Source organism: Chryseobacterium sp. NFX27 (assembly GCF_049887855.1).
In the GTDB taxonomy this organism is placed as follows: domain Bacteria; phylum Bacteroidota; class Bacteroidia; order Flavobacteriales; family Weeksellaceae; genus Chryseobacterium.
Window position 1 is genome coordinate 171,537 of record NZ_JAGEKK010000005.1, and the last position, 13,826, is coordinate 185,362.

Consider the following 13,826-nt stretch of genomic DNA (forward strand, 5'->3'; position numbering starts at 1 on the left):
TTGACAAAAATACGAAAAAAAACAAGCCAAAAATGCGCGAAAATGGTATATTTGTTCAGATTTTTTTCAGACATCTTTTCAGACATTAATTTTTTCAGACAATTTTCAGACATTTTCAATCATAATTGACAATGGAAATAGAAATTAAATTAGACAAATCAAAATTGAGAAAAAAGGGGTATCCAATCATTATAAGTATTTATATAACCCCAACGGATCGGCAGTATCCAACAACTTCATTTTATTCATTCCCTGAAGAATGGGACGAAGTTCGTAAGGAACCGCGACCAAACCATCCAAATTACTTTACTTTATATGAATACATAACAAAGAAAAAACTTATTATTAATCAAATTTTATCTCAGAATGTAAGTAGAACATCAACACAGATAAAGAACCTTATTCTCGGCAACAATAACGATTCATTATCTTCTTTTTGGCAAAGCTATATAGACGAATTTAGAGAAAGGAATAATGATGGCCAAGCGCGTTATTTTGAAAGCAACTTGAAAGCCTTAAATCAATTTAATACAAATGTTCTTTTTAATCAAATTGACTATAATTACTTAATTCAATATCGTGATTTTCACCTATCAAAAAGAGATCAGCACGGAAAACGAAAAGTAAGTAATAATGGCGTTACTGTTTATTTAAGAGCAATTCGTACTGTTTATAATGAAGCTGTAAAGAGAAAAATTTTTGTTCCTGCAGATGCAACAAAACACTTTATAGGAGTCATGCCCAAATCGGAACCAACAAAAGACAAAGATTTTACCCAGGAAGAAATGAAAAAAATTGTTGCAGTTCCAAAAAAATCCAAATATTATGATATTTTCATTCTTTGCTTTCTTTTAGGAGGTATAGATTATGTTGATTTATTAAATCTACGTTATGACCATATCAGAAATAACAGAATTAAATTTGTTAGGTTTAAAGGAGGAACCAATGAGGTGATCAATAATTATGTTTATCCGGAGGTCTGGGACATTCTTGATGGATACAAGGATGATTCTGGTTATCTCATGCCTTTTTTACAAATATATGAGGCAAAGGCAGAAAATTATTCCTACCGGGATAATTATATAAGACGGTTCAGAACCTGGCTTAAAAACAACGATATTAATTCTTATTTCACTAGCAAAACTCCTCGATACACTTTTATAAATATTGGAAAAAAATTAATGCTGAATAGGGATATCTTGATTGAAATAACAGGACACTCACACGATGATGTTCATGCCATTTATGAAAGTAGATTTCCTGATCATGTTCGGGATGAAGTTCAAAGGACGATTATTGATGCTGTATTAAAAAAAGACGGAGACTAAAAAGTCTCCGTTTCGATTTCTACGGAATAAAATTTCTTTGACACAGAATTTTTTACCCAGGATTTAATCCAATGCTTTTTGTTATATGCATAAATTTCAGACCGAATATTGTACTTCCGGATTTTTGATTTGGATATCCTAAAAGTCCATTTATAAGTGAAATTCGTCAACCTATTTAAAAACCAATCCTTAACAGAATCCGCAAAGTAAGCTCCATGCAACCCAGTTGGATTTTTAGCATGATTATCTCCATTCTGATCAAGTCCCTCATAATGTACAAGCATGAGAGCTCCACTTTCATCATAAGTTCTTGCTGTTGTTACGGCTCTAAAAACTTCCAATGGTAGGCAGAAACCATTGATCACAATTTCAGTTGTATCTTTCGGTAAAACAGATTTGTTAAGCTGATATCCATTCTCATCAAAAAATACAGAGTCCAGGTTCAATCCTTCTACATCTGGAAATTTGATATTGAAATACCTCTTATCATTCCGGCTTCTAATTGGATCATCAACTTCAAATTCTCTGAAGTCTTCCGGTTCTTTCAGCTTATCAACTACAATCCGATTCATAGTTGCAACATTACCATCAAATGACAGATCATAATTCCTCCAGTTTTTAATAGTGTTCACAAGGTCTCCAAAAGTCATATCCGGAAGGGCTCTTCTAAGATCAACCCGGTCAAAATTGAATACAAACGGAATAGGATCTCCAGACGTCGTATTCTGCCTCATTGGGTTGATCTTAATTTCAGCAACTCCAATATTTACGCCTTCAGCATTAAAACGGTCACTATAAACCCTGCCAAAATATTCGAAACTATATTCAGGAGCAGCTTCTGCTTCATCAACATCAATTTCCACAACCTGATCAAAATTTATGAATTGAGAAACAGTTCCACTACCGTAAGATGTTAATAAAACACCATTTTTTTTAATTGCAAGATTACAATTTGGATCTCCATTTGTAAAACAGCTCCCAATAAATCTGTATTTTCCGGGTGCATCAATCTTAAATTTCTTTACCCAATGTCCAAAAATATTTCCTGTAACAATTTCATTATCGAAAAATTCAGCTGAAAACACAAAGGTTTTCTGATATTTCTGCTCACCTGTTGTATAATACTGCTCCGGAGAAAATATTCCTTTTTGCTTTAGCTGTGGATCCTCCAAAATATCTCCCTGCAGAACAAAGCCGGCATCCAGAAACCCAGCTTTTAAAACGTGCAGAAGATAAGGGATTGGCTGAATAATATTTCTGTTGACAACATCCCAACCGTTGGCATTTTCCTGAATTTCATTCCTAGGAAACTCTTTAATATTCGTTCCAGTGGTTAAAATTCTATCATTAATAAAACAGTTAAAATTTTTCCACCCGTCCTGATCTGTGTCATATTCTGTTGTATATAATTTCGGGAAATTATAATTTGTCTCTGGATATTTTTTGGAAACGATCTCATTCGCATGATTGTAGATATCATTTACCAATTTAAATTCGACCGGTAGCTCTTTTAATTTTTTTTCAAAATTCGGAAGTTCTTCAAACCCTGAATCAATCTGAATACTAGCCCACTTCTTCCTAATTTCTAAAAACTCAAGAACACCCTTTCTTACCTTTCCTTCAAATATGTGATATCCTTCATGTTTCTGTTTCAGATTCATATTATTAAATGACGAATACTGACCATTTTCACTTAAAAAATTCCTCTTATAATAATACTTGAATGGTAAAGTATATTTCGTCCAGATTGAATCCTTAAACCGAGGGTTTTCTTCTGTAAAATTTGTTTCTACTCCAGTCAGTGGAATTACAGAATTTTCTGTTATAAATTGATCAGCTCTAGTTCTCATTATCCAGAATTTTAAAGTCAATATCCATTGAAAAAGTATTCTTTCCGGAATCCTTCAGCTCATTTTTATTCGTAATCGGAAACACTTTATATCTTACACCTTCTGCGTAAATAAAGCATAAACGAGACTTTAGCAGATCAGTTATCAGATCAATCTCTTCCTTCAAAATCCAGCCGGTATTCACTGTCAAAGTTCTCCTATCAACACTATCAAACTTTTCTTCCAGATATTCATTAGATTCACCAATAACATTATCGATATCTACCGGAATTTTGATATCTCCGGACGCCGAAAACCAGTCAAAAACAAGATTATCATTTTCCCATTCTATATGGATGATCTTCTCCGGCTCCGGAAGCGGAACAAACTGCATAATATTTGAAGAAATAATCTTTCTTTTAAGAGCAGGACTGAAGCTTGACCTTAAAAAAGTAAACTGATCAACGTTAAATTTAGAAACATGAGCAGGCTTTGGAAGAGTGTACTGAGTGAATAATTTATTTAATTCGTCTTTCTCAGAAAGTCTATCTACACTTAATTTAATAACACTTTCATTGTAAGTGCTTCTTATTGGATAGTTTGTAAAAACCGGAAAACATTTAGGCTTTTTTCCAGGAGCGAAATAGATGTTGTCCAGGACAAACGTAGATTGAACTTCATCTAATTCGTTCATTTCTTCGAAAGTCATTTCTACTAAAGCCAGGCTATATTGATAAACAGGATCCAAAGCTGTTGTGATATCTTTTGCCATAATAAAGAAGTCCTGAACTTCATCACCAGGATAAATTTCAACGGATCCTTTAAAATATGGGAAAGTGTATTCCTCCTCTTCCTGGTACTGTTGGCCAAATCCATTAAAGAACATTTTCAAAGTCATTTTCACATAAGTTGAAGACGATGAAGTCTTGTTTAAAACTACTTTATTGGCATCTTTTGCAAAATAATAGTTTGATCCGGAAAAGTCATGAGTTATTGCCTGGACCACGCTAATATTGATTGTTACCTTTTTTGTAACAGTTCCCGCTCTCAGAATAATTTCTCCGGAATAATTTCCCACGGAAAGCGTAGAAGAGTTTACAGTCGTAAAACTTAAAACTCCATTATTGAGAACAGCTGTATCTATAAATGAGGGCTTACTATCAACAATAATCGTTAAATTGTTCGGGTTAGAGATATTTGACGAAAACTGCTTTGTTTCAGAAAGATTTTTCTGAAGAGAAGTATTAAATGCAGATGGACTCACATAAAAAACGGTTGTATCGTTGATTACTTCTAAATTTACAGTTACGTTTTTTACTGCAGTGCCTATTTGGATTGTTACAGTTCCAGAGTAAGTTCCAACAGCTTTATTTTGAATTACCGTATTATTCTGAAACTTCAAATGTCTTTGAGAATTTACAGACTCCTGGGTCAGATTAATGAATGGTTCGGTTGCTGTAACGGTAACCGGATCCGTGACAAAGACGATAATTTTATCATCCCCGGACAAAAGTCCATCGGCCTTGTTATAGGTTAAATTATAAACGTTTTTATCAGTTGAAATTCCGGTACCGGCTTGAACGGTAACTGAGATTTCAGTATAGTAAGATTCGACAAAATGTTCCTGGTTATTTGAGTCAATTCCGTAAGCTTCGATAGTAATTGGCTGCACATGATTTCCCACTGAAAGGTTGTCCAGATTTTGAAAATCACAGTAGACCCTCTCAGTATTAAGATTTGTTTGATTAAATGTATCTCCTACAAGCTTTACAGAGGTTAGATTTACAAAATCAACGGCCCCTGAAGCAATGTTTTTTTTAACTTTAAATCTAAAGTTTGTATAATTATAATAAACAAATTCTAATTCCGGAAAAGTGAAATCCTGGAATAATTGTCCAGGAGCAGCTGTTCCCATTTGCCAGACTTTATTTAATTGCGGCGGATTAATTTTCCAGTCTCTAATAGGAACATCCACAATTGTAGAAATTGTAGAACACATTGAACCACCACCATGCCCCGGAGGGCAAACTAACACATACTGAACTTCTTGTTTGGTTCTAATTGGCATATAAATAAGGTATTTTGTTTTTAAAATATTTTTTCTTCTTATCCGTATTTCGCTCTAAATAATTCCAGATCTCAATAGCAAAATTGTTCAGGTAAATTATCAGACGCTCCGGTCTTTGCTCGATTGTCCTGGCTTCAGGAAATAGCGTTTCTTTGTTCCGGATTAATTTTTGAAATCCTGCCATTGAAACGATGAAGTCAATATCTTTTACCTTGTATTCCTCTGTCAGATCACCGTTCAATATTTTTGAAACAGATCCTACCAGATAGATATCTTCTCCAGTAATATTTTTCACTCTTTTGCTTAGTAAATCGCAGCATTCGTTTAGGATAGGAGCTTCAAAAATCTGAAGCTCCTGAAAGTTATTTTCTTGCATTTCTGTTTTCAATGATTTCAAATTCTTTTGTTGCTTTCTTGAATAATTTTCCATTTTTGGCATCAGCGACCATGTAAGATTCTATACCTTCATCATCTATTTTCTGAAGGATATCCTTTAGCTCAGACATCACTTCCAGATTTTGACTGACAACATCTATCAAATTTGCCTGAGGTGGTGTTGGGTTAATATTGGAGGAATCTGCAGAGGGTTCTGTAAATCCGCCGTTAGCGAATGGTTTTGTTTTCCCTTGACGAACACTTTCCAGGTAATCAATAACCTGAGCTGTTTTAGGATCCTCAAGCATCCAGGCTGGAGCTACCCACTCGTTTGCGTGTACAATACCTGCAGGAACGTGTCCGGTTTCATCCGGAGAACCAAATCCTCTACCAGTATGTCCACCTTGGTAGAATGTTGGTTTATCCGGAAGTGGTGTAGACAGAACAGTTCCCAACTGAACAGCTCCAAGCGTTCCAATCAGAACAGCAGCTATGGTTCCTCCAATCGGACCTAATTGGCTATAGGCCTGCATAATTGCCAAAGAAGTATTAGTGATGATTTCCGCTATTTTTAAAGCTCTTTCTGTCTTGGCTTGCTTATAAGCGATTTCGGCCTTTTTATTAGCAGTTTCTGCATCTAATCCCTGAAGTTTTTTATTGTATTCTTCCTGAGTGATCACTCCGGCATTCAATTGTCCCAGGAGCTCCTTTTTCTTTTTATCATTATTCTTTTCGAACCTTGCCATTTCTCGTTCAGCAAGAGCATTCTGCAATTGATAATAAGCCTGAAAAGCATTACCTAAAGCTTGAATAACCATTTTTACGGCTCCGAGCTTACCTTTTGTTGTATCGAGATTTTTCCAGGCAGTTTCCCAATCCTTTGCAGAAAATCCAAGGATATCAACCTTTTCCTTTTCAGTATCACTTTCCTCAGTTACTTTTTTATCATCAGATTCTTTGCCGCCGGTCATGGCAGTTTGAACCTCTGTTATTTTACCTTTTAATTCTTCAAGATCCTTCTTAAGCTTTTCCGTAGCTTCAGACGAAAGAGAAGGATCCTGAAGTAATTTCTCAAGTAATTTTTGTTGTTCCATCAGGAAGTTTTCCTGGGACTTCAGATAAGCTCTGTCAGCATTTTCCCGAAGGGCTTTTTTTGCATCTTCTAAAGTTTGAATAGCCTTTAATTCAGTCTCAGTAAGCTTCAGGTAACTCATTTTTGATAAAGCTTCGCGAGCTTCATCCATCGTAGTGATATTATTGATAGAATCTTCAGCTGACTTTCTCTCAAGATCTATTTTCGATTGAAGTGATTCTACCTGATTTTCATAAGATTTTGTCTGATATTTTTCCTCAATTCTCAAGAGATTAAAGCCATGAGTCTGGAAGATCTGATCTTCCATTTTTACATTAGCATCGATTAATCCCAGTCTTTTTTTATTGGCTTCCTCAAGACCAGCAATAGCGTTTCCATATTCAGCTGCAGCTGCAGGATTTTTTGTTTCCTTTTTGTCACGCTCCAACTTCTTTATTTCATCATCAGTTTTTTTGATCTGATTTTTAAATTCTGCAGTTTGCTGTTGAAGCTCATTTTTACGATTTTCATAATCTTGAAGCTCGACGTCCCATTCCTTCTGCTTATTTTCTTCCCAGATCTTAAACTGCTCATCTATCCTGGCTCTCTCAAGTTCACCGGCTTTTTTATCGGCTTCAGTTTTTGCTTCATTGGCTTTATTGTAAGCTTCGCGAGCTTTCTCAAGATCATCCCTATTTTTTTTATTAGGATCTTTATCTTTGGGCTTATCAGGTAGCGGAATGTTCTTTGGAACAGTATTTTCTTCGATACCGGGAACCGTAGACAGGTTCGCAATCTGCTCTGAAAGAGTATTTGCATCATTGTTTAATTTCTGAATAGCCTGATTTCTTTTTTCATAGATGTATCCATAGGTATCCATCATCTGTCTTGCATAGCCGTCTCCAGCCTGTTTTTTCCAGATTTCAAATTGTTTCCGCTGGTCCTTATCCATTAATTTGATCTCGGAAGGAGTTAAAAACGATAAATTACGATCAACCCAATTTCCGTTCTCTTTAGCAACATCCTTTAACGGCTTATCCTGTTCATCAATGATTTTTTCATTAATTTCATCAAGCTTTTTATTCAGTACTTTAATTTTGGAATTTCTAAGAAGTGCATCAGTGTAAGCTTTGATCGCATTAGTGGCCTCCTGAGTCTTGATATTTTCTAAAGTAAGGTTTCCTAAATACTCCGGAGAAAGCTTGTTTAATTTCTGAATGGCATCAGATCGAAGTTCCTTACTGTAATTGTCATCCTTTGCAATTTTGACGAGCTGCTCAAGCTCTCTTTTTTGAGAAATGATTCCTTTTTCCGCATCCTTATTGATTTCGTTCAGCATTTTCTGTTTTGCTGCAGCTTCATCAACTTCTTTAGAAAATAGTGCTATAGCCACAACTACAGCAGTAATCACTCCTACCAAAATACCAATAAAATTGGCTTTGGTTGCAATGTTAAATGCTCTCATAGCTACTGTTGCCCTCACAATATTACCGGTGAGTAAATTGTAAGCTACAGCGACCAAAAGTGTAGTAGCCCTAGCAATAGCATCCCAGGCAGCTTTTGCTTTTTGAACAAGATTGTAAATAAGAGTTTCCCTTGCTGCATTTTTAGTTGTTAATACTAAAATCAGCATGGCAGCATTGTAACCAATAACTCCGGAGATAAGCACAATGATTATTTTATAGAGCGCCGTGAGTCTTTCTTTGAAAATGAGCATACCATTTCCAGACTCATCAGTCACTCCGGTTAACCATCCAACTGCCTGAATTAGACTCTCAAACTTATTTATGATCTGAGTGGACGTAAAAGTATCATTAAAGGCATTTTTGATCTTTTCCAGAATCGCAGGAGCATTATTATTTTTTTTGTTGAACTCGTCAGTAAGGGATGTCATTTTATCCATTTCAATCCCTGCAGTTTTCATTGCCTTTTTAAACTCTTCAGTTTTATTTGCTGCAGCACCTACAGCTTTCTGAATTTCCAGAGAGTTAAGTTTTAAGCTGGAGAAGACTTTTGATGTTTCGGTAGCGCTTAAGCCTTTCATCCCCTGAGCAAAACGGAGGAAAAATTCTTCAGGTTTTGTATTAAGGAGATTTTGAGCTTCAGCTGTGCTCATGTGCATTGATATTGCAAAAGCTTCGATTCCTTCACCGGCTGCTGAAATGAAATTGGAGAATCCTGAAGCTGCAATCTGAGCATCGATTCCCGACTCTTCGAAAGCAGCACCCAATCCGAGAACTTTATCAATAGACGGTCTTAACGCTTCAGGAAGGTTACCGACACGGAGGGCAAACTGTGCAATATTCCCTTCAGAAGCCGTTCCCTGAGCTGCCAATGTATTAAGTGCAGAACCTATCCTATTAATCGCTTCCGCGTATGATAATTCTTTTGTTCCGTTAAATAGACCTTTAATTTTTCCGAGCTGGTCAACAACACCCTCTAAACCTCCTTCGAAGCTATCACCTAGAGCGACATAAGCTTTATCAACTTCCTGGACAAAGTCTTTCATTTCCTCGATTGGAACTCCCAATCGGCCACCTACTTCAGCAATTTTCAATCGTTCAAGTTTGTTTGTTCTGGTGTCCATCTCATCGAATTGACTCCAAAGCTCTTTAACCTGATCTGTTGACATACCTGTTGTTTTTTCAACGTCTGTCATCGCATCAGAAATCTTTAGAAGCTGATCAACAGTTTCCTTTCCTTTATCTATAATTACATCAAAGAATCTTTCAGCCATATTTGCTGAAAAAACTTCACGGAAAGTATCTCCGAATCGTAACAAGCCGTTACGAAAAAGACCCAAGAATCCTGAAGCATTGTTAAGAGTCCCAGAAAGAGAATCGATTTCATTTCTAACTTCCTGGAATCTTTGCCGGGCGCGCCTTAGCTCTTCAGCTCTTTCGTTGAATTCTCTGGTTCCTACAGGAAGCCTACGAAGCTCCCTTTCGAGATTCCGGGTGATCCTATTTAAATTTTGGAATGTATTTTCAACCTGAGCTCCGTTGATGTACAGAACTCCGGTTGTAGATATGGTGGTTCTTCCTGCCATCTTTCTTTAAGAATTTGTGGCAAGATGCTTGTGAGGGAATTTTTGTGAAAGGACATAAAAGTATCTAGCGTCTGATACTTTCTACAATATTTCTGATATTAAGTACAATTTCTTCATTTCGCAGCCTGGTAACTTCGCTCATTACAAATTCTTTTACATTTGAAGATTCGATTGCCTCTTCAATAAAAGGTTGAGCATTCATTTTCATGATATGAGATTTGAAACCGTATGTTGTTTCTTGTGGGTTGTGCCTGGTTCTGGTTCCGCCAGATCTCGTAGTATTTACTCCGGCATTTTGTATGAATCCGTGTTTTGCCATTTTGATGGATAAGCTTCTCAAATAGAACTTTTTTGTTCCGTTTCTGACTTTGCCATACGGTTTTACAGTAGATTTTACAATAGCATCTTTAATAGAAGGTTCTCCTTCTCTTCTGTTAATGTGATCCGCGAAAGATGATGTTTTACTTCGTAAAGCAGTTCCCAACATTTGTTCGGCCCGGATCGCAACTTCTTTTTCGTCGTTATAAGCCATTTCTGATATTTCCCGAAAAATAAAAATCCCAATATCCATTTTAAAGGACATTGGGACTATATTAATCTTCTAGCTTTTCGTAAAGATTCCAAACTAAGACCCGTGCGACTTCCTGGTCTTCATACTCTGCCTGGATTCCTAAGCTTTTATTGGCTTTGACAGTTTGAACTCGTTTGGTAATAATTTTCTGGGATTTTTTGTAATCGAGTTCTGTCAATGCGTCAAAAACATCATGCTGACTAACTGGTTCATCTGGAATTATACCTTTCAACCATTTAAAGACATCACTGGTCTGCATTTCAATTTTGCTGCCTTCAGGCGTTGTTGAATAGTATTCCTGGAGGAGATCTTTCATTACTTGTACATAATCATCCATGTGTTTTTAATTTGCATATTTGTGATGAAAATTTCTTAACATATTTCTGTATGCTTTCGGAGAGTTTGCGCCCCAGGCTTGAGCTGTTTTCCCAGGAGAAATAAACTTACAAAAGGCAATACCATTTTTAATATTCATTTCAAATGTTCCGTTGAAAAGTTTTGCGAAAGCTCTTGGAGTAATTAGCTTTCTGGATCTTCTTTTTTTTGCAATTACAATACTATTTCTTCCTGTAACTGCTAATTTTACTGTGTTTGACATTTTTATATTTTTAAAATTAGCTACAAAAGAAACCCCGTCGATGTGGGGTTGTCAAACACATACTAATCACAAGGATTAAGTAAACCACATCTCCGGGGCAATTTATATAGATTCCGTAAAAGATAATCTGCATTGCTGATTAGTATATGTTTGACATGGCAAATATAGGAAAAAAAGTAAAAAACCAAAATTTTAAATTTATTTTTTGAACTTGGATAAATAAACAGCTGCTATAACTGCCTGCATTTTTAAACTCACACCATCAGTTTTATTTTCATACATGTGCTTTAAAATATCCATTTCCGGAACTCCATGCTTTTTCTTAAGTGCTATTATGTAGCTCCCTAAAATATCCAAATTTGTCTCAGTTTCTTGGAGGCCGTACAGGGTTAAAATTATTCTTACTCTGGAAATGATTTCATTCCTGGCAGGCATTCCTTCGAATTCAGTCTCCATAATGGAATATGAATCTAAATTCAAGTTTACTTTAACTTTTATCTTATTTTTCATAAAAACTATTTAGCTACAAATATGGTCCAAATCTTTCCAATCTGAAGTATCAACTTTTAAGATCTGTTTATTTTTCAGATTAAAAATAACGTCTACTCCGAAATCACTTGAAGAGAGTTCAACAGGTTTTATTTCTACAGAATCCTTCAAAAATGAATTGTATAAGAAGTGATCCTGGTTATGAGAGTCAATCCATATCCTGGATAAAACTTTAAACGCTAATTTTTCAGCCTCATAAATAGCATTATATTGAGCCTGAAAATCTCCGGCAGGTATTTTATTGAACATGATCGCAAAGCCTATTTTTCTAACAGCAATAGAGTTCTGATCAGGACCATCAAAGCCGACATCATATTTGAACAGTGCCAGAACCGGAGCCTTAAGACCTCCGAGCTTTGCTTGTTTGGATTTCCATTCTCTCTCAAAAAAACCAACAAAATCATTTAGAAAATTAGACTGCTGAACTAAATTTTCAAAATAATCCTTTACCTGAATGTAACTATTTTCCTTCATTTGCCTTTGCTTTTGCTTTGTGATAAAGAATACTTTCTGAAAGAACACTTAAGAATTCGTAAATACGAACTTCATTAACATCCTGTTTTTTTCCTAAAGGCTGGAGTTCGTCCATCGACATCCCGATAATGATCTTATCGAAAGGAACAAATTGTTTATCTTTTTTTGTAAAAACAGGCTTCAATTTTTTTTCCTCTTCAGATTCCTCTTTTGGCTTTGTAAAAACGATCGGAAATTCTTCAGCAATTAAATGCCTGGTAAACAAATAAGCCAATGCTATTGCTTCCATTTGCTTGACAGGGATATTTCTCGTTATCGCATCGACTGAAGCTAGATCCAAGTCATCAAATTTTTCTTTAACCCTGTAAAGTGAAGCCACAAGTCTTTTAAGATTGATGAGCGATCTATCTTTGTTCCAGTGGTAAAAAAATGTATCAATCGTAGAAAACTGACGAACGGTGATATTTCCGATTCTGTCAGTTGGTTTTATTAACCCTGGTATTTCAGGAAATTTGTAGAAATCCGTTTTTTCCTTCAGATATCTAGTGTGTTTCTCCAGCTCTGAAATAGGTACATTTTGAGTTAATTTATGCAAGTTAAAAAAAGCTTTTCCTGTATTTTCCTTTTGAAAAACAATCAAGATCATATCCTTATAGGCTATATGAAATTTTTCTACAGGTGTATTTAAATATAGATGTGATATTTCCTGAAGTTGCCAATCATTGAGTTCATTCCAGGAACTCGCTACTGTAATATATTCTGCCATTGCATTATTTTTGCAGCAATCTCAGAAAGCAAAAAAATTATGGAAAGGACAATGAAACTTGTTTACGAACCAAAAGAAGAGCGATATCTAATTATCTATGTAACTGATAATCTCTGTTATTGTTACAAGGTTGACAACTTTAATCCACCAATGTTATCCAGAGTTTTCGAGGTCGGTTACAATCCCTATAAAAGAGAAAAGATCATTGATGAAATGAGTGAATTTGCCAAAGAGGAGATTAAAAATTTTGAATAATTATTACAGAATTCAGTTTTTGTAATAATTGTATATTTGTGAAAAATTAAAACCATTCACATGAAAAGAAGTTTTGTATTATCCTCATTAACAATTTCTTTATTCTTTCTCCAAAGCTGTAAAAAAGATATTTTACTCGACATGAATAATGTTGAAATGCCTAATTATGAAGAATTAGTAACGACGGTAAATACAAAAGATACGCTGAAGGTTCTGATAATTGGGAACAGTATTACATCTCATGGCGTGGCCAAAGAAATCGGATGGAATCACAAAAGTGGAATGGCAGCCACCAACTATAATAAAGATTTTGTTCACTTATTATTTGAAGATTTTAAAAAGAAAAACACTGATAAGAATATCATTTTAAGATATGCTAATTATTCCAATCTTGAACGATCTCCGGAAAAAGTAAATTTGAAGGATTCAAAGATTCAGAATCTGTACAAATTCAATCCTGAATATATTGTTTATCAATTGGGAGATAATTCAACAAAAGCGAATGCTGATGAATTTGAGAAGGTGTCTGTAAAATTCTTGGAAGGATTTAAAAGCTCAAAAAAATATGTTGTTTCTCCCTACTTTATGAATGTGAATAATTATAAAGTAACAAAGAATATATCGACATCTTCAAAGTCTAATTTTGTGGATATTTCCTACATTTCTAACAATAAAAAATACAGTGCAAATCAGTATCCCGGATCAATAAAAAAAGTTTGGAAAGCAGAAGGCATTGCAGCTCATCCTGGTGATCTTGGAATGCTCTTAATATCACAACAAATATTTAAAAAAATTAACCCGGAAAATCAGCAGCTCTCACTACAATAAAAAAACCACCTGTTGGGTAGGTGGCCGCTTCAAAATATAAATTTTTAGAAAATGTTTCCAATTA

Annotated in this window: 13 protein-coding genes; 3 read left to right on the top strand and 10 right to left on the bottom strand. The window is 35.2% G+C overall.

Annotated features, from left to right (window positions below):
* The first annotated feature begins 131 nt into the window (after positions 1-131).
* A complete protein-coding gene (locus J4Q03_RS07680; protein ID WP_426047601.1) occupies positions 132-1,328 on the top strand; it encodes a phage integrase SAM-like domain-containing protein in 1,197 nt (398 codons plus the stop codon).
* Here J4Q03_RS07680 and J4Q03_RS07685 read toward each other — a convergent pair.
* From J4Q03_RS07685 to J4Q03_RS07730, 10 genes are all read right to left on the bottom strand, one after another.
* Positions 1,325-3,178 carry a hypothetical protein gene (locus J4Q03_RS07685; protein ID WP_426047602.1) on the bottom strand — a complete coding sequence of 618 codons (1,854 nt, stop codon included), beginning with the start codon at positions 3,176-3,178 and terminating at the stop codon, positions 1,325-1,327. The genes J4Q03_RS07680 and J4Q03_RS07685 overlap by 4 nt on opposite strands.
* A complete protein-coding gene (locus tag J4Q03_RS07690; RefSeq protein WP_426047603.1) occupies positions 3,168-5,225 on the bottom strand; it encodes a hypothetical protein in 2,058 nt (685 codons plus the stop codon). The genes J4Q03_RS07685 and J4Q03_RS07690 overlap by 11 nt, the downstream gene beginning before the upstream one ends.
* Positions 5,215-5,601: a hypothetical protein gene (locus J4Q03_RS07695; RefSeq protein ID WP_426047604.1), complete on the bottom strand. Its 387-nt coding sequence runs from the start codon at positions 5,599-5,601 to the stop codon at positions 5,215-5,217. Before J4Q03_RS07695 ends, J4Q03_RS07690 begins: the two co-directional genes overlap by 11 nt.
* The gene (locus tag J4Q03_RS07700; protein WP_426047605.1) at positions 5,588-9,721 is read right to left on the bottom strand and encodes a phage tail tape measure protein; all 4,134 of its coding nucleotides are present in this window, start codon (positions 9,719-9,721) and stop codon (positions 5,588-5,590) included. The genes J4Q03_RS07695 and J4Q03_RS07700 overlap by 14 nt, the downstream gene beginning before the upstream one ends.
* Before the next feature lie 64 nt (positions 9,722-9,785).
* Positions 9,786-10,253, bottom strand: coding sequence for a hypothetical protein (locus J4Q03_RS07705; protein ID WP_426047606.1), 468 nt, complete (start codon positions 10,251-10,253; stop codon positions 9,786-9,788).
* Between the two features lie 61 nt (positions 10,254-10,314).
* Positions 10,315-10,629 carry a hypothetical protein gene (locus J4Q03_RS07710; RefSeq protein WP_426047607.1) on the bottom strand — a complete coding sequence of 105 codons (315 nt, stop codon included), beginning with the start codon at positions 10,627-10,629 and terminating at the stop codon, positions 10,315-10,317.
* A gap of 6 nt (positions 10,630-10,635) precedes the next feature.
* The gene (locus tag J4Q03_RS07715) at positions 10,636-10,890 is read right to left on the bottom strand and encodes a hypothetical protein (protein ID WP_426047608.1); all 255 of its coding nucleotides are present in this window, start codon (positions 10,888-10,890) and stop codon (positions 10,636-10,638) included.
* Between the two features lie 198 nt (positions 10,891-11,088).
* Complete coding sequence (locus J4Q03_RS07720; RefSeq protein ID WP_426047609.1) at positions 11,089-11,400, bottom strand: hypothetical protein; 312 nt, start codon at positions 11,398-11,400, stop codon at positions 11,089-11,091.
* 9 nt (positions 11,401-11,409) lie between these two features.
* The gene (locus J4Q03_RS07725) at positions 11,410-11,913 is read right to left on the bottom strand and encodes a hypothetical protein (RefSeq protein ID WP_426047610.1); all 504 of its coding nucleotides are present in this window, start codon (positions 11,911-11,913) and stop codon (positions 11,410-11,412) included.
* Positions 11,900-12,679, bottom strand: coding sequence for a hypothetical protein (locus tag J4Q03_RS07730; RefSeq protein WP_426047611.1), 780 nt, complete (start codon positions 12,677-12,679; stop codon positions 11,900-11,902). Before J4Q03_RS07730 ends, J4Q03_RS07725 begins: the two co-directional genes overlap by 14 nt.
* Before the next feature lie 39 nt (positions 12,680-12,718).
* Here J4Q03_RS07730 and J4Q03_RS07735 point away from each other — a divergent pair, with 39 nt between their 5' ends.
* The gene (locus J4Q03_RS07735; protein ID WP_426047612.1) at positions 12,719-12,934 is read left to right on the top strand and encodes a hypothetical protein; all 216 of its coding nucleotides are present in this window, start codon (positions 12,719-12,721) and stop codon (positions 12,932-12,934) included.
* A gap of 60 nt (positions 12,935-12,994) precedes the next feature.
* Positions 12,995-13,762, top strand: a complete 768-nt coding sequence (locus tag J4Q03_RS07740) for a hypothetical protein (RefSeq protein WP_426047613.1) — start codon at positions 12,995-12,997, stop codon at positions 13,760-13,762.
* Positions 13,763-13,826: the final 64 nt, after the last annotated feature.

Bases quoted from the DNA above. Each gene is read 5' to 3' on its own strand.
- J4Q03_RS07710 (WP_426047607.1), bottom strand. From the start codon at position 10,629: ATGGATGATTATGTACAAGTAATGAAAGATCTCCTCCAGGAATACTAT.
- J4Q03_RS07725 (WP_426047610.1), bottom strand. From the start codon at position 11,913: ATGAAGGAAAATAGTTACATTCAGGTAAAGGATTATTTTGAAAATTTA.
- J4Q03_RS07705 (WP_426047606.1), bottom strand. From the start codon at position 10,253: ATGGCTTATAACGACGAAAAAGAAGTTGCGATCCGGGCCGAACAAATG.
- J4Q03_RS07685 (WP_426047602.1), bottom strand. From the start codon at position 3,178: ATGAGAACTAGAGCTGATCAATTTATAACAGAAAATTCTGTAATTCCA.
- J4Q03_RS07715 (WP_426047608.1), bottom strand. From the start codon at position 10,890: ATGTCAAACACAGTAAAATTAGCAGTTACAGGAAGAAATAGTATTGTA.
- J4Q03_RS07730 (WP_426047611.1), bottom strand. From the start codon at position 12,679: ATGGCAGAATATATTACAGTAGCGAGTTCCTGGAATGAACTCAATGAT.
- J4Q03_RS07735 (WP_426047612.1), top strand. From the start codon at position 12,719: ATGGAAAGGACAATGAAACTTGTTTACGAACCAAAAGAAGAGCGATAT.
- J4Q03_RS07695 (WP_426047604.1), bottom strand. From the start codon at position 5,601: ATGCAAGAAAATAACTTTCAGGAGCTTCAGATTTTTGAAGCTCCTATC.
- J4Q03_RS07740 (WP_426047613.1), top strand. From the start codon at position 12,995: ATGAAAAGAAGTTTTGTATTATCCTCATTAACAATTTCTTTATTCTTT.
- J4Q03_RS07720 (WP_426047609.1), bottom strand. From the start codon at position 11,400: ATGAAAAATAAGATAAAAGTTAAAGTAAACTTGAATTTAGATTCATAT.
- J4Q03_RS07700 (WP_426047605.1), bottom strand. From the start codon at position 9,721: ATGGCAGGAAGAACCACCATATCTACAACCGGAGTTCTGTACATCAAC.
- J4Q03_RS07690 (WP_426047603.1), bottom strand. From the start codon at position 5,225: ATGCCAATTAGAACCAAACAAGAAGTTCAGTATGTGTTAGTTTGCCCT.
- J4Q03_RS07680 (WP_426047601.1), top strand. From the start codon at position 132: ATGGAAATAGAAATTAAATTAGACAAATCAAAATTGAGAAAAAAGGGG.